The 15598-nt window shown below is 60.3% G+C and carries 16 protein-coding genes; 5 read left to right on the top strand and 11 right to left on the bottom strand.

Going from position 1 to position 15598, the window contains the following annotated elements; all coding sequences use genetic code 11:
• Positions 1 to 2 precede the first annotated feature (2 nt).
• The 3 genes from ACZL02_RS21505 (at position 3) to ACZL02_RS21495 (ending at position 2486) form a co-directional block, all read left to right on the top strand.
• A complete protein-coding gene (locus ACZL02_RS21505) occupies positions 3 to 959 on the top strand; it encodes an alpha/beta fold hydrolase (RefSeq protein WP_472939542.1) in 957 nt (318 codons plus the stop codon).
• Positions 960 to 1250: 291 nt separating this feature from the next.
• Complete coding sequence (locus ACZL02_RS21500; protein ID WP_472939541.1) at positions 1251 to 1685, top strand: MarR family winged helix-turn-helix transcriptional regulator; 435 nt, start codon at positions 1251 to 1253, stop codon at positions 1683 to 1685.
• A 54-nt stretch (positions 1686 to 1739) separates the two neighbouring features.
• Positions 1740 to 2486, top strand: a complete 747-nt coding sequence (locus ACZL02_RS21495; RefSeq protein WP_472939540.1) for an SDR family NAD(P)-dependent oxidoreductase — start codon at positions 1740 to 1742, stop codon at positions 2484 to 2486.
• Between the two features lie 231 nt (positions 2487 to 2717).
• Here the strand turns inward: ACZL02_RS21495 and ACZL02_RS21490 are convergent, their stop codons facing one another.
• Positions 2718 to 3665: an NmrA/HSCARG family protein gene (locus ACZL02_RS21490; RefSeq protein WP_472939539.1), complete on the bottom strand. Its 948-nt coding sequence runs from the start codon at positions 3663 to 3665 to the stop codon at positions 2718 to 2720.
• Between the two features lie 100 nt (positions 3666 to 3765).
• On the opposite strand from ACZL02_RS21490, the gene ACZL02_RS21485 reads away from it, so the two are divergent.
• Entirely contained in the window at positions 3766 to 4128 is a 363-nt protein-coding gene (locus ACZL02_RS21485; RefSeq protein ID WP_472939538.1) for a winged helix-turn-helix transcriptional regulator, read from the top strand.
• A 246-nt stretch (positions 4129 to 4374) separates the two neighbouring features.
• On the opposite strand, the gene ACZL02_RS21480 is transcribed toward ACZL02_RS21485, so the two are convergent.
• On the bottom strand, positions 4375 to 4755 hold the full coding sequence (locus ACZL02_RS21480) for a winged helix-turn-helix transcriptional regulator (protein WP_472939537.1): 381 nt from the start codon (positions 4753 to 4755) through the stop codon (positions 4375 to 4377).
• 87 nt (positions 4756 to 4842) lie between these two features.
• On the opposite strand from ACZL02_RS21480, the gene ACZL02_RS21475 reads away from it, so the two are divergent.
• Positions 4843 to 5592, top strand: a complete 750-nt coding sequence (locus tag ACZL02_RS21475; RefSeq protein ID WP_472939536.1) for an SDR family NAD(P)-dependent oxidoreductase — start codon at positions 4843 to 4845, stop codon at positions 5590 to 5592.
• Between the two features lie 233 nt (positions 5593 to 5825).
• Here the strand turns inward: ACZL02_RS21475 and ACZL02_RS21470 are convergent, their stop codons facing one another.
• The 9 genes from ACZL02_RS21470 to ACZL02_RS21430 form a co-directional block, all read right to left on the bottom strand.
• Positions 5826 to 6209 (bottom strand): hypothetical protein, encoded by a 384-nt coding sequence (locus ACZL02_RS21470; protein ID WP_472939535.1) that lies wholly within the window; start codon positions 6207 to 6209, stop codon positions 5826 to 5828.
• A 260-nt stretch (positions 6210 to 6469) separates the two neighbouring features.
• Complete coding sequence (locus tag ACZL02_RS21465; RefSeq protein ID WP_472939534.1) at positions 6470 to 7459, bottom strand: alpha/beta hydrolase; 990 nt, start codon at positions 7457 to 7459, stop codon at positions 6470 to 6472.
• Between the two features lie 221 nt (positions 7460 to 7680).
• Positions 7681 to 7983, bottom strand: a complete 303-nt coding sequence (locus ACZL02_RS21460; RefSeq protein ID WP_472939533.1) for a hypothetical protein — start codon at positions 7981 to 7983, stop codon at positions 7681 to 7683.
• Positions 7984 to 8337: 354 nt separating this feature from the next.
• Positions 8338 to 9501, bottom strand: coding sequence for a class C beta-lactamase (gene ampC, locus ACZL02_RS21455; protein ID WP_472939532.1), 1164 nt, complete (start codon positions 9499 to 9501; stop codon positions 8338 to 8340).
• A gap of 107 nt (positions 9502 to 9608) precedes the next feature.
• Complete coding sequence (locus ACZL02_RS21450) at positions 9609 to 11666, bottom strand: prolyl oligopeptidase family serine peptidase (protein ID WP_472939531.1); 2058 nt, start codon at positions 11664 to 11666, stop codon at positions 9609 to 9611.
• Positions 11667 to 11844: 178 nt separating this feature from the next.
• Positions 11845 to 12465 (bottom strand): TetR/AcrR family transcriptional regulator, encoded by a 621-nt coding sequence (locus ACZL02_RS21445; RefSeq protein ID WP_472939530.1) that lies wholly within the window; start codon positions 12463 to 12465, stop codon positions 11845 to 11847.
• 70 nt (positions 12466 to 12535) lie between these two features.
• Entirely contained in the window at positions 12536 to 12862 is a 327-nt protein-coding gene (locus ACZL02_RS21440; protein WP_472939529.1) for a hypothetical protein, read from the bottom strand.
• Between the two features lie 284 nt (positions 12863 to 13146).
• On the bottom strand, positions 13147 to 14397 hold the full coding sequence (locus tag ACZL02_RS21435) for an MFS transporter (RefSeq protein WP_472939528.1): 1251 nt from the start codon (positions 14395 to 14397) through the stop codon (positions 13147 to 13149).
• A gap of 31 nt (positions 14398 to 14428) precedes the next feature.
• On the bottom strand, positions 14429 to 15493 hold the full coding sequence (locus ACZL02_RS21430) for an LLM class oxidoreductase (protein WP_472939527.1): 1065 nt from the start codon (positions 15491 to 15493) through the stop codon (positions 14429 to 14431).
• Between the last annotated feature and the right edge of the window lie 105 nt (positions 15494 to 15598).

Below are 15598 nucleotides of genomic sequence, written 5' to 3'. Positions count from 1 at the left end.
TCATGCTTTTATCTGCAAACATTGCGGTGCTCGCGGCAGCCTCTCTGCTGTTTGAGGAGATCGGGGCACCCGGGCCCGCCGGAGACCTGAAGGGCATATGGGCAAAAGCCCAAGACCCGTGGGCCCCTGTCGTCATCATCATCCCGGGCTCCGGACCAACTGATCGGGACGGAAACAGCCCTCTTGGGATCAATGCCGGATCGTACCGCCTTCTTGCCGAAGGACTCGGGGCGAAAGGAGTATCGTCGGTTCGGATCGACAAGCGCGGAATGTTCGCAAGTGCGGGTGCCATTCCCGACGCCAACGCCGTTACGATCAACGACTACGTGGATGATGTCCGCTCCTGGGTGAATGTCGTCCGGCGCACGACCGGAACGGACTGCATCTGGCTTCTCGGGCACAGCGAAGGCGGTCTTGTCGCCTTGGCAACGGCTCAAGAGAAGAAAGGTATCTGCGGACTGATCCTTGTGTCGACGGCAGGCAGGCCACTCGGCGACGTGCTGAAGGAACAGCTCCACTCTAATCCTGCCAATGCGCCTTTTCTTTCTCAAGCCGACGCGGTCATCGATGCTTTGGCGTCAGGTAAGCACGTCGAAGGCGAAGACTTGTCGCCGCAGCTGCTTCAGTTGTTTGCGCCTGACGTACAGAGCTTCCTCATCAGCGCGTTTACTCTCGATCCAGCGGAACTGGCTCGGCGCGTCGCCAAGCCGATACTGATCATTCAAGGTGATAGCGATCTTCAGGTTGGCATAGGGGACGCCGAGGCTCTGAAGGCGGCAGCGCCAGCGGCCGAGCTCGTGGTGCTTCCTGAGACCAACCACGTACTCAAAACCGTTGTCACTAACGACGCCGCTGCCAACGTCGCCAGCTACTCCGATCCAAGTCTGCCCCTTGCACCCGGTATCGTCGACGCGATTGCAGAATTTCTGGCCTCGCACACAGACGTAGATCGCCCGTGAGGCTCTGAGCCTAGCTCTCCCGTGTTGAAAGGAAGCAGCATCAAAAGGGAATGAGGCCGACACCAGATGACCTCGGCATCTGATGTCGAGGCATTCCATCAGATCCACTGGCGACGATCCGTCCACGTTGCTCAGAAGAGAGCCCTAGCTTCCGGGACGCTGCCATACAACTGACGATGATCGAATTGGGCGTCCTTACGTGCCCGAGATGACGGATGCCGCGTATCGGTCGTGCGCCGACAGCGAACGCTCGGTTATGGCCTATGTTCGGGGAAGGTGCTTCAAGAAGGCATGACAGAGCCCACAGCCGAACAAGTCGAACATCTGACCCTTGCCTTCGAACGGTTCACCCGTCGCTTCAAAGTAGCCGAAGCCGCGACTGCGATAGCGAACTCGCTCACTGCCCTCGACGTACAGACACTCCTGTTCGTCAATGAGCATCCGGGTTGCACTCTGGGTGATGCAGCTCGGAGCCTTCAGGTAGCGCTTACGACGATGTCTTCGTCGGTCGACCGTCTCGTGCGGCGCGAGATGACGACGCGTGAGAGATCGGAGGCGAACCGGCGGACCGTGGCGCTGTCTATCACTGCCAAGGGAGCGCAGGCCGTCGCAGGCTATATCGACGGATACCAGTCCTCGTGTCGGGCCATGCTTGTATCGCTCGACCTTGGCGAACGGGCCGAATTTGTACGGCTGACGCGAAAGATCGCAGACTACGACGTTTGAACATTACGAAATCCGTAGTATGGGCATGGTGGTTATTCAGCGAAGGAAACGCTTATGCCCTCGACAATCCGCACTGCGCTTATCACCGGCGGCAACAAAGGCATTGGCCTCGCCATCGCGCGTCAACTCGCGGCGGGGGGAAATTCCGTCTGGCTGGGCTGCCGAAACGCCGAGCGTGGCGAAGCCGCGGCGCAAGAGTTGCGACACTCCGGGCTTGATGCACGCTCCGTGTTGCTTGACGTAAGGGACGATGCCAGCGTGGCGTCGGCCGTCGTCACCTTGGAGCAAGCGGCGGGTCGTTTGGATGTCCTCGTCAACAATGCCGGCCTTATGTTCGCTGCGCCTCCCTCGCTGGAGGAGGAACGGCTCGACGAGATCCGTCAGATGTTCGAAACGAACGTGTTCGGTGCGCTGAGGGTGACGCAGGGGTTCCTGCCGTTACTGCGCCGTTCAGACGCGGCGCGTATCGTCATGATGAGCAGCGGCTTGAGCTCGATGAGCGACGCGCTAGACATGCGGAGCGAAACCTGGACGGTCGGCTTCGGCGGATACTGCGCATCGAAGGCAGCGCTGAACATGCTTACGGTCAAACTAGCCAAGGAACTCGAGCGCGATGGCATCAAGGTGAATGCGGTGGATCCGGGGCTCACCTCAACCGACATGACGGGAAACAACTTCGGCCATTCACCGGATGACGGAGCGCGTCCCGCGGTTGCCCTGGCGACGACACATGCCTTCGGCCCGACGGCCGGCTTCTACGCTTGTTCGACTGCGGGGGATCTCGTTCCTCGCATCTGGTAAGATACCAATGTCAACGGCAGCTTTCGCGAGCAACGGCTTCGAAAGCTGCCGTCTGGTTTTAACGAGGACCAGATATTCACTCCCCGCAGCACTCAAACGGCGGGCTCGATTGGTGGCCTTTGCTACCGATGGCCGCACTGTTCATCGTGAAGACGATGTGGGAATGCACTTGCGCCATCATGACAGCCAACCTCAGTATCAGTGATGCGGGCCGTCCAAGCACCGTGGGTGCTATCGAAGCGCGACCGGCTGAGCATGTGCCTTTAATGATGCTTGGAATAGCGGCTTGCCTGTACCCGCTAGCCATTCCTCAAGGCTTAGCAGATCTCCAAACTCGCGCCTAACAGCAGCGATGTCCGCGTTTCCGGAAGCACGCCCTTCATCAAACAATTCCGCATTTCGGCCGAGAAACTCGTTACTTTCGAGTAGAGCGTCGGGAAAGCGGCGGTAGAGGATGGGCCGACCGGCCGCTTCACTCAGAATTCTCTGCAAATCAAAGCCCGTCACTTCATCGCCAGCGATCTCGATGGTCCGATCTTGAAAGCGATCGCAATCTTCGAGGATAGTGGCAGCAATCTTACCGATGTCCTCGACGGCAATCACCTGGATGGCTTGATCCGGATGCATAAAAAAGGAGAACATGCCCTGGTCGAGGCCCATTCCCGGTAGCGCGAACAAGTCCGTAAATGTAGCAGGTCGAATAATGGTACTCGCTATGCCCAAGCTACGAATATGTTCCTCGATATCGATTTTACAGTCGAGATTGTCCAGCCCAGTTCGGCCCCTGCTGATAATCCCGGCAGATGTGTATACCAAATGCTTTACACCAGCTTCAAACGCGGCATTGGCAACACTTGTGCCGATGCGCACCTCATCCGCGTTTGTAACACCGGAACCAGCGCTTCCTGAGTTAGGCTGCATGCTGAAGACGCCATGAGCTCCCTCCATTGCCGCGCGGACCCGGGCAAAATCCAACAGGTCTCCCCGGAACACCTCTATGCCGCTTCGTGCTAGGGCCCGGGCTGCTTCACCTTCAGGGTTACGGACCAGGGCGCGGACTGACCAACCTCGCGACTTTAAGGCATTGGCAACAGCGCCGCCTTGCCTGCCGGTTGCACCCAGCACGAGCACGGTCCCCCGGTTTCCGTCATTAGGGGTCTGGCGAGTTTTTATGGGCATGTGGCGCCTCCTTGTTAGTCGAGGCACCATAGGTATACATATTAAACCTGAATGCTATTACGCACCTGGAGGCTACCAGGTAACCCGGAGGATCCCGCCCATGTCCGTAGGACACGAGAATCTTGAGCAAATCCGTTTGGTCCTCGAAGAATTGACCAGCAAATGGACTCTCTTGGTGCTCGATGTCCTTTGCCAAGGACCCGCGCGGTTCAACGTGCTCAAGCGGGCGAATGATGGAATTACCCAGAAAGCTCTCACCCAATGCCTGCGCCGACTCGAGGCAAGCGGACTGATCACCCGGACGGTTGTCAGCACAGCACCGGTGGCAGTTGTGTACGAAGTATCACCGCTTGGCGCATCCTTAGAGCCACATATGCGAGGTTTCCTCCGGTGGTCGGCGGAACATCGCGAAGAGGTTATTGCAGCAAAGACCGCCTTCGCTGCGCGAACTGAAGGCGGTTGATTCATTAGCTGTTACAATTATCGGAGGCGCTAACTTTGGTCGAACTGGCGTCGCCGCAGTTTCAGGCACCAGAATGCGGACGTTTTGCGCAAGACACCCCGGGATGACGTTGGCCGATTTTTCTGGAAGCTTGATTGCTCGGCCGTGATTGGTGGATGTCATTTGCAGCTCCTAGGTAGCGAATGCCATGGAGCGGACTGACTGCTTTATGAGACGCCGGACACTTCGCCCCCGCCTCGGACTCTGTCATTCAATGTCAGACACTCGATTTGCGCTTGTCTGAACGGTTACCGCCGAATCCAATGTCGCCTCGACGTGGACACGGTGTGCCGTTCCCCACGCGCACAGCGGCATGAGCGCCTTTACCAGCGTCTGGCCGAAAGGCGTCACGGTGTAGTCGACCTTCGGTGGCACTTCCCGGTAGTCGTGCCTGACCAGCACGCCTGAAGCGACCAGCTCGCGCAACTGTTGAATCAGCACCTTCTCGCTGATGCCCGTTACCATTCGCCGAAGGTCTCCGAACCGCTTCGGCCCGTGCCCGAGGTAGAATAGAATCAGCGGCTTCCACTTGCCGCCCATCACCGCTAGCGCGACGTCGAGGCCGCAATCGGGATCACCTGCGCTCATATCAATTTACCCACTTACCTTTTAGTATGTACTGGCTCCGTTGTCAGCACCTGTCTATATCCCTTTTATCGAACAAAGGAGAAGACAATGGGCAGGCTCGACGACAAAATCGCGGTCATCACGGGCGCCAGCAGCGGCATCGGGCTGGCGAGTGCCAAGCGCTTCGCGCAAGAGGGAGCGCGCGTGTTCATGACCGGACGGCGGCAGCGCGAACTGGACTCCGCGGTTGCCGAGGTCGGCAACGGCGCCCGGGGCGTGCTGGGCGACATCGCGAACCTCGCCGATCTCGATCGTCTCTACGACGTGGTGCGGAAGGAGGCCGGTCGAATCGACGTGCTGTTTGCCAATGCCGGCGGCGGCAGGTTTGCCTCCCTTCCGGAAATCACGGAAGAGGACTACGAGAGCACCTTCTCCACGAACGTCAAGGGAACGCTGTTCACGGTGCAGAAGGCGCTGCCGCTTCTCGTCGACGGAGCCTCAGTGATCCTGACCGGGTCCACGGCGGCCAACACGGGCTCGCCGGCCTTCAGTGTCTACGGTGCCAGCAAGGCGGCGATCCGCAGCTTCGCCCGCCACTGGATCCTCGACCTTGCGTCACGCCGGATCCGTGTAAACGTGCTTGTCCCGGGTCCGACCTCCACGCCAGGCTTGCACGGTCTCTCCTCGACCGACGAAGCGAAGCGGGCCTTCGTTACGGCAATGGAGGAGCAAGTCCCGCTTGGCCGGATGGGGATGCCCGACGAAACGGCTGCCGCCGCACTCTTCCTCGCCTCAGATGACAGCAGCTTCGTAAACGGCAGCGAACTTTTCGCCGACGGCGGACAGGCGCAGATCTAAATATTCATTAGAGCGATAATGGGCTCGACGGCCTCAAAACAGTATCTGTCGAGCCCGACTACCTGAAAAACAAACCAGCCAATTTCCTATCCCGGTCGTAAATAAATATCCAGGGTCGTTGGTCGTGAGCAGAACCGCAGCTATTGGCAAAACTCAAAAGGGAAGCGGACAGACCGCTTACGACCCTTCCACGCCGTACCTCACGTTTTCGGAGGCTGCTGAAAGTGGTCGCCTTATCGAGCAGAGTTGACGGCTACTGACGGATCGATTGTGAAAGCAAACTGTCGGATCAGCGTTCGCGACCGCCAGACCAGCGATTGGGGCATAATCGTCGATGCATCCCGTCCGGTCGAGATGCGAAGATCATTGACTTCGGAACTGTAGTGGATCGCTTGCGACCCGGTCGCAAACCCACAAGGAAGGTCGGCACAGTCGACAAATGCCCGACCGTTGCGCACATCGTTTGGATCGGCACGCAGCCGGATCGTGATCTTCGGCGTGAAAGCCAACAGGATTTCGCAATCCCGATCACGACTGCACAGCACTTCGCCTGCGACGGGATCCAGTTTGCCCACCAATGCGCCGAACCGCACAGTGTAGTGTAAGGGGCGAGCCATCGTAGAAGGAAGATCCTGCGCATGTCCCTGATGGCGCCCCGATAAGGCCGATCGGGATCATGAACGGGTTGAGGAGTCGTTTCAGCACGGAGCCCACCTCGTCGGAGTAAGTCGTTCGACACTGTTGGATAAGCACCTCCGCTTTTACCTGTTTCCATGGGGAAGCGGACAGGCACCTTTCCACCCGACTTAGCCATTTGTAGCAATCAGGGCTCAATTCCATTTGGTGCCATTTGCTACTTAATGCCCAGACGCAGTCGCTAATGCCACAGCGTTCGCACGAACCGCGCGACTTCCTCTGCCAGTTCAAGATCTTCTGGTGATCCGCCACCGAAGCCACCATGCGGCATAGCTTCAAACACGTGCAACTCTGCCGCCACGCCAACGCGCCGCAACGCCCGGTGCAGCCGAACTGCGTTGGATAGAAACAGGTCCCGAGTACCCGACTGAACAAATGTCGCAGGAAGCCCACTGAGATCGCCAAATAGTGGGGAGAGGTATGGGTCCGAAAGATCGGCTCCATCTGCGTAAAGACGGTTTGCGGCAGCAAGCGAGCTCGGCAGAACAACGTCGACCAAACGGTTGACCTCAAAGCTGTCGCCAGACTCGGTTAGATCGACCTCCGGAGAGAGCAATATTAGACCTGCGGGAAGTGGAAGTCCCGCAGCCTTGGCGCGGAGCATCAATGCAACGGCGAGATTTCCGCCGGCTGAGCGCGCCGATACAATGATTTTGGCCGGGTCGTAGCGATCCAACACGTAACGATATGCTGTCAGGCAGTCGTTCAGCGCGCAGGGATAAGGGTGTTGCGGTGGCATTCGATAGTCGACGCTGTAGCAAGGAATACCATGCCTGTCGGCCTGCATCCGCGCTCCCTCGCGGCAGACATCGCCCCCGCCAAAGACCAAGGCACCGCCATGAAGGTCGATCATCGCGTAGCCCGGTTGAGCAGACGCTTCTGGGATAGCCACGTGAACGACGGCATCGGCAATCGTGATCGTCTCGGCATTGGAGCGCAACGTTTTCGCGAGTGCCAGTGCGGCCTGCTCGTACTGGGCGTTGACCACAGCCTTGATCGCGTTCCACGCCACGTGGTCATCCGGCGAGGGCATTTGGTAAAGTGCGTTGAGCGGCACTCCGTCCTCGCGCACATGCCGTTCAAGTGCAGCCCGGGCTTCCGGGCTGATGGAGCTCGGAAATGGAATGCTGCGTCCCGGCACGGCAACGCCGCGAGAGTTTCGTTCGGTCACGGCATGACTCCGTTGATCCCTGACGATGGTAAACCGCATTGAGGCGTGTCCGCGTACCGGAAAGCTGGTGCACGCGGGTTGATGAGACGTGGACCGACCGATAGCACCCATAGCGGCGGACGAGACTGACTTCCCGCTCCGATGCAGGCCTCGTGAATTGACGGCCACTCGGAATTTGCGCAGAGGCTGCCTCCACCGGATGGGCCTGACAACTCGCAAGCCTACCACCAACGACGATGATGACAATTCTGCATACAGACGTAGGAGCCGCCTCGCAGCGGCCCCTCAACGCGGTCAGTCTTGTCAGCGGTAGCGGAACTCCCAATTCCCGCGCTCGTGACGTCGGTCACGGTGATGCCACGGTGGACGGCGGTCATGCCGGCGATCACGACGCTCATACCGACCGCGCCGATCGTAGCGGCGATCGTACCGATCGTAGCGGCGATCTGCCCGGTAATGTCGACGGCCCTCGCGGTGACGCCGATAGTCTCGATCGCGCCTGTGGTCTCGAACCAACTGGACACGTGCGCCCTCCTCCACGGCGACGCTGCGGTCACGTGCTTGCGCCACCGGGGCCAGCGCGCCAAGGGACGTAATGGCGATGACGACCGCTGTGATAATGGTCTTGAATTTCATACATTCGCTCCTCGGAGATTTCGCCGACCAAGGTCGGAATCTCGCGTATCCAATAAGTCTGCCCTGGATAGAAGGGGTAAAAGCCCCTTTGCATCCGGCAAATCTAACGTTTTTTGTCGCTCTAAATCTCCATCAGCATCCTCCTTCAAGTTCAGGATTTCCGTGTCGCAATCCATCCGGCGATGTTGTCCATGGTGAACTCGCTTTTCGTGCTCGGATGGGCGGCAGTTCCAAAACCAAAGCTATTTGATTGCCGTCAGAATGGCATGGGCAGCCTTGACGCGCTCCGGGACAGGAAAGTTTCGATTTGCGAGGACGGCGATGCCGATCCTCTGCTGGGGAAGGAAGGCAACGTATGCGCCGAATCCGTTCGTCGAGCCTGTCTTGTTGACCAAGCGACCTCGTTGGGGGACCCGAGGCGGCTCGAGTTTTTCGACAGCTTGTGGCTCGAGCGCTACCGCGGGCGCGTTACCCTCCAGTAGGGTGTCCAGCGATGCTGACCCGTCGTATATCTCCCAGCCGAGACCCTGCATTGTCCCCCCGAAGCGGAAATAGCCCGTCTGCGTCGCTGCGAATGCCTCCCGCAGCGGCTGATCGAGAGAAGGGGTGTCCATGGCAAGCTGTGTGAAGCGGATCAGGTCACTGGCAGTCGTCTTGAGGCCATAGGTTTCGGCATCCAGAGCACCAGGAGATACCCGGACCTGTCTGTCGTCCTTCGAAGTGCCATAGGCATAGCGCGCCATCTCGCCTTCCGGGACCTTTAGATAAGTGCTCGATAGGTTGAGCTTCGGCAGAAATGTCTCGGTCATCAACCTGTCGAACGAGGACCCTTCTCCACGCGCCGCAAGATAACCAAACAGGCCGATGCTAGTGTTCGAGTAAAGTCGCCGGTCGCCCGGCGGATAGCTCGCCTTCCAGTTCTTGTAGAAGGCGATGATGTCCTTCTCGTCCTTAACCTCGTCCGGAAACTGGAGCGGTAGGCCGCCTGCCGTGTATGTCGCAAGTTCGAGCATGCTGATGCGATCGAAGTCGGTTCCCGCAAGCTCGGGCAGATGCCGGGTAGCTGCTTCGGATAGTGAGACCTTGCCCCTGGCCGCCACCCACGCAGCCAGCGTCCCTGTGAATACCTTGCTGACGGAACCGATTTCAAAAAGCGTCCGGTCGTCAACGAGCCGTCCATCAAGTTTAGAGGCGATGCCGTAGTTGAAGACGTGGTTCTCCCCCTCGATGGTGAGGGCAACAGCCATTCCCGGTACCTTGCTCACCTCCATCAGCGGCAGGACGATCTTATTAACAATATCGCGCAGGTGCGTGGAATCACCGGGCTCCGCAGTTGCGCTACCGGAGATGAGCAAAGCCGTAGCTGCTGTTACCCAACCGATTGCTCGGGTCCTTGCATTCAACATAAATTTCCTTCCGTACGACTACCGTCGCCCTCTCTGACTTCAGCATTTGGAGGTGTTTTAGAAGCTTTCGACGCCTAGACGATCCACTACGTCGTCGTTCAGCGAGATCAATTCGGGAGACGGACTTCCAATCCGGTCCAACGCGCAGCGAAGGCCCAAATGTCGGCCATCTCTTCGATCACTTTCTGCGTCGGCTTGCCGGCTCCATGACCCGCCCGCGTCTCGACGCGCAAGAGCCGCGGTCGCGGTCCGAGGTCGGCAGCCTGAAGGGCAGCAACGTACTTGAAGCTGTGGGCCGGGACGGCGCGGTCGTCCGTGTCGGCCGTCGTCGCGAGGATGGCGGGGTAGGTCATGCCCGACCGAATCTTGTGGTAGGGCGAGTAGGACAAAAGGTTGCGGAAATCCGCCTCGACGTCCGGGTCGCCGTATTCCGGTATCCAATGCTGGCCGCTGGTGAAACGGTCGAAGCGCAGCATGTCGAGGACGCCGACATTAGGAAGCGCCGCCGCGAAGAGATCCGGCCGCTGATTGACCACCGCTCCGACCAGCAGGCCGCCATTGGAGCCGCCTTGGATGGCGAGCCCCTTCGGCGAGGTGATGCCCTCAGCCTTCAGGAACTCGGCGGCGGCGATGAAGTCGTCGAAGACGTTCTGCTTGTGCTGGAGGCGGCCGGCATCGTGCCAGGCCTTTCCATATTCGCCGCCGCCACGGATGTTGGCGACGGCATAGACGCCGCCCTGCTCAACCCAGGCCGTCACCTCTGGAGAGTAGTACGGGACCATCGGGATGCCAAAGCCGCCGTAGGCCGAAAGCACCGTCGGCGCAGGCTTGGTGACGTCGCGGCGCCGCACCACAAAGATCGGTATGCGCGTTCCGTCCTTGGAGGTATAAAAGCGCTGCTCCACGACGATTTGTTCAAGATCCAGCGCGACCGTCGGCTCGGCCCAGACGGTCCTCGTATTGGTGGCAGCGTTGAAGCGATAGATGGTGGTCGGCGCATCGTGGCTGGTGAAGACGAAAAACGCCTCGTCATCCCCGGGGCGGCCACGAAAATTACCAGCAGTGCCGATGCCTGGAAGATCGAGGGTGCCGTCCGGCGTTCCGTCCAATTTGCGGAGGAGAACCTCCGTCTTGGCGTCGACGAGATAGGAGGTCAGCAGCCGATCGCCGATCAGGACTGCTTCGAAGAGCGTCGCGTCTTCCCGCTCAGGCACGATATCGACGACCGTCGGCTTTGCATCTGCAAGATCAAGGGTCACGACCTTGCCAAGCGAGGCGCCCTCTTGTGTGGACAGGAAAAGCTTCGTGCCGACATTGCCCGCCAGCGTCCAGCTTTGGTCGAAGGCGCCCACGACGGTCCGGGCCGGCCAGTCCGGATCCAGGAGATCGACGACGGCGAGCGCATTGCCGCCCATCAACGCCGTCGAATAGACCACGGCATAACGCCCGTCCGGCGTCACGTCGACAGAGTGGATCAGCGGCATCTCGGATGCCGGCGCGTGGACCAGTCGGTCCTCGGACTGCGGTGTCCCGAGCCGATGGAAGTAGACCGCATGCTCGGCGACCTTCGCTTCGAAACCCGCGTCCTTCTCAGGCTTGGGATTGCGGGAGTAGAAGAAGCCCGATCCGTTCTTCGCCCAAGCGATGCGCGTGAAACGTACCCACTGGATCTCGTCCTCGAGGATCTCGCCGCTCTCGATGTCCATCACGCGGACCGTGCGCCAATCCGAACCGCCTTCCTGGATCGCGTAGGCAAGGTGGGTTCCGTCTCCCGAGGGCGCCCATTCCGCCAGCGCGGTGGCGCCGTCGTCAGACCAGTCGTTGGGGTCCATGACCACGCGGTCCCCACCATCCACGCCCTCGCGGACGAACAGGGCCGACTGGTTGTCGAGGCCGGAATTTCGAGTGAAGAAGTATCGGTCGCCGCGTTTCTCCGGTACCGTCAGGCGCTCATGATCGAAGAGAGCCGTCAGTCGCTGCCGGAAGATGTTCCGGCCCGGTAGGCCAGCGAGATAGGGCCCGGAGATGCCGTTCTGGGATTTGACCCAAAGGGCGACATCCGGGTCGCGCCGGGCATCGTTCTCAAGCCAGCGATAGGGATCGGCGATCGCCGTGCCGAACTGTTGGTCGACGACATCGACGCGTCTGGTTTCCGTATAGATCATGGGTGTTTCCTCGTTTGCCATTGCCGAGCAGCTCGAAAGCATCAGGGTCAATGCGAAACAGAAATGGGAAGCGAACCTTGCATGCCGGGTAGAGCTAGTTTCCATCGAAGGTCTCCGTTGGTGCGCACAGGTACGCGTTGCCTACCCGGGCGACACCGCGTCTGGGCGCCGGCCGGCACTACCGTCCGACGGGATCGCAGATCGGCAGGATGCTCGCCGCCCGGATCGCGGCGGCAAGTTGGTCGGTGGCCTTGTCCTGTTCGTAGTGCTGACCGTCGTTGACGGCAGCCGAACAGATCTCCTCGTCGACGACCCGAATGGCGGCCATGATCATTGCCGTGCAGAGTTTGACGTCGAAATCCCGGGCCGAACGCTTCGCGCGGTCTGCGATGATCGGGACCAGTTCCGCCTCAGCCTGGTGGCATGCCATCAACCAGGAGGACCGCAGGGCCGGCTCTCTCGACAGCATGGCGATGATGCGCACGACGGCGATCCCGTCGCGAACGAACTGCTCGTCCGCGACAAACGAAGCAATCGTGGCATGGAGATAGGTCTCGATCGACATGCTCCGCGGCCATTCTCCGAGATGGCCGACGAACCGCAACTCGGTCGCGAGGAACAGCGGCTCGATGCAGGCTTCCTTGGAGCGGAAGTAGCGCCAGACGGTCCGTTTCGACAGCCCAGAGGCCGCCGCGATGTCATCGCCGGTGGTCCCGTCGACGCCATGCTTGATGAACAGATCCGCCGCGTGACGTGAGACGGCGAGCCGCGCCTCTTCTGCTTTCGAGCGTTCGATCATGGGCCCTGTGGATCCGTCGCAATGACAACGTGTTCTGACCGGAAATCATCAGACTCTCAAGCATGGGCAGCTAGTCGCGCTTTTCGTCGCGGCGGTGGCGACGCCGCTCCTCCCGCATCTCCTGCGCATTGCGTGCAATCTCGGAATGGATGCGGGCCTGCTCGGCAAAACGCAGACCTTCGCTGTCCCGACGTTCCTGTTGTTGAAGCATGCACTGCGTATGCGCCGAGGAACCGTAGCGGGCGCCCATGTCGGAGCAGGACCCCTGATCCTCGTTCAGGTTCACCATGCGCTCCTGCTCGGGCGACATGCATCCGGTCAAGGCGATGGCGAGCATGCCGAGACCGCCGATGGAGAAGGCGGGACGGCTGGTGCGGCTAGGGTTGGTTAAATGCATGCGATCACTTTCGTTAGATGGAGCAGCAAGGTCGATCTCGTGGCTTCCGCGCCTTTGGGCACAACGACCTCGAAACCAAGACTCAATCTCAAGCGAGCAGACTGTCACTTGATGACATTGATTATGTCACTTGATGACATCTAACACAATGGTCTTTGTGCTGGATCGTGTCCGGTTTGCGAAGACGGTGGCTGATCGAAAGAGAAGATGAAGATGGACTGTGCTCTACCGGCTCCGCGACATTAGCCGCGAAGCCAGTCCCGCCCGTGCTCTGGCGGCACCTGTCAGATACCCGACCTAAGAGGCTGAGCGTCGGCTGTAAGAACGGGCTCTTTCCCAGTTCGACCCATCCACCCTGACAGGAGTGCCAGAACCAGAGCGCCAATGGAGAGGATGGCGCCGGCCCAGTTCGGCGCGGCAAAGCCGAAGCCTGCCGCGATGACCGCGCCGCCGGCCCAGGCTCCTATCGCGTTGCCAAGGTTGAAGAGCCCGATGTTGACGGCCGAGGCGAGGTTCGGTGCGCCTGCCGCCCGGGCGTTGTCCGTCACCAGCTTCTGGATCGGGGCGACGCTGGCGAAGCCGAACATCGACATCAGGAAGATGCAGATCGCCGACGCTATCTGGCTGCCCGCCAGGAAATAGAAGGCGATGAGGACGGCAGCCTGCGCGGCGAGGGTCACGTAGAGCAGCGGCATCAGTGCCCGGTCCGCCAGCCGTCCACCGAGGATGTTGCCGAAGAAGAGGCCCAGTCCGAACAGGGAGAGGAGCCACGTGACAGAGCCTTCGGTGTAGCCGGCGACCCCGGTCATCATCGGGGCGATGTAGGTGATGGAGGTGAAGAAGGCTGCCGGTCCGAGGATGGTGATCCCCATCGCGAGAAGAACCCGCACGTCGGTGAATGCTGCAAGTTCTTTGCGTAGATCCTGAGGCTCGGCGCGTGCGGGTCGGGGGACGAGCATGAGCAGGCCGACGATCGCGACGATGCCGATGGCCGCGATGGCGGCAAAGGTAGCCCGCCACGACACGGTCTGCGCCAGCCAGGTTCCCGCGGGCGCGCCAATCAGGGTGGCGAGCGTCAGGCCGGTGAACATGAAGGCGATGGCACTCGTCCGGCGTTGGGGTGCAACGAGGTCGGCGGCCATGATGGTGCCGATGCCAAAGAACGCGCCGTGCGTCAGGGACGTGATCACCCTACCAACAATAGCGACCCAGTAGGTCGGCGCGATCGCGGTGACGAAGCTGCCGACGATGAAGACGACCATGAGCCAGGCAAGCATGGTCTTTCTGTTGAGCCTTGCCCCGAGGATGATGGTGACGGGCGCGCCGAAGAAGACGCCAAGCGCATAGCTTGTCGCCATGTTCCCCGCCATGGGGATGGAAATGCCGAACTCCGCCGCGATGCCGGGCAGAAGCCCCGCGATGACGAACTCGGTGGTTCCGATACCGAACGCTGCTATCGCAAGCGCCCAAAGTGCTGCGGGCATGGGATGTCCTGACATGAGTTGGATTTGGTGGCCGATCGGCGCGTTGATCACGCGCGACCGTCGTTGCCGGGCGCACTGCCGACTATTTCGCAAACTCGGGGAGGACGTGTTCGGCCAGTTCCGCGAGTGCCTCCGCGAAGGGTCGTTGCAACGGCTTCATGTGGAGCGCGACATGGTTCACGCCCTCGTCTCGCTGCCGCTTCCAATGCTCGATCAGCACCTTGCGCCCGCCCCGCATGCTTGCGTTCCTGAGCTCCAGCGGAGCGTCGGGATCGGCAAGGAGATCGAAGCGCGTGCCGTATCCATAGGGACGGAAACGTCCCTCGCTGCCGCGACGCCACTCGGCCATGACCGTGGGCAACCCGTTCGGGTCGCTCAGATGCCACATCCATGCATCTGTATTCCGCCCTAGCCAGTCGAAATCCTGTCCAGCCCGTCCGATGGCGACGATCGGTAGGCTTGCAGCCACCGGCTTCGGAAGCATGTCAAGCGACCCGTCCAACGTGCCGTAGAAGAGCGACTGGTAGTAGGGGAAGGACTGCTCCGTCGCGGCACGGATGACTTCCAGCGCATCTCTGTAGCGTTCCACCCGATTGCCGATGTCGCTGCCGAACGCGGCGAATTCGGAAGGGCGATCGCCTGTTGCCAGGCCGAGGATGAAGCGTCCCCCGCTCAGTCGATCGATACTCGTTGCCTGCTTGGCGACGATCAACGGGTCCCGCAGCGGCGAAACGATGCCCGCGGTGCCGATCCCGATCCGGCGGGTCTGCGCGGCCAGCCATCCGGCATAGACCATCGGATCCACCACCTGGCCCGTGTCGCCGAAGCTTGGTTCGTAGAAAGGCACGTCCCGAAGCCAGATGGCGGCGAGATTCGATTCATCGGCAAGACGCACAGCCTCGGTGTGCCGCTCAAGCGTCGGCCAAGGCGCATAAGGGTAGGCCTCCAAAGGCGCCACCAGTCCGAAGGTCAAACGACCCTCCTTGAACACTCGGGCGTAGCCCGGATGATCCTGGATGGAGCGAAGATACGGTTGGCTGGTGATAGGGTGGTATGAAGCACCGTGGCCGTCAGCCGAGCCGTCCCGACATTCGATCGGCAACGGCCGGATCGAGAACGGGTCGGAACATGAGGGCAAACTGCTCATTCGAGCTCTCCTTGGATATGAGGACTTCCAAGAGAGTTATCTGGGTGACATTCCACCCATCATTTATAGGCTGCAAAGCCGATCAATACGTCCTATAAGTCTACA

This window comes from Mesocryomonas fontinalis, assembly GCF_055730125.2.
This window is presented reverse-complemented; position numbering and strand designations above follow the sequence as displayed.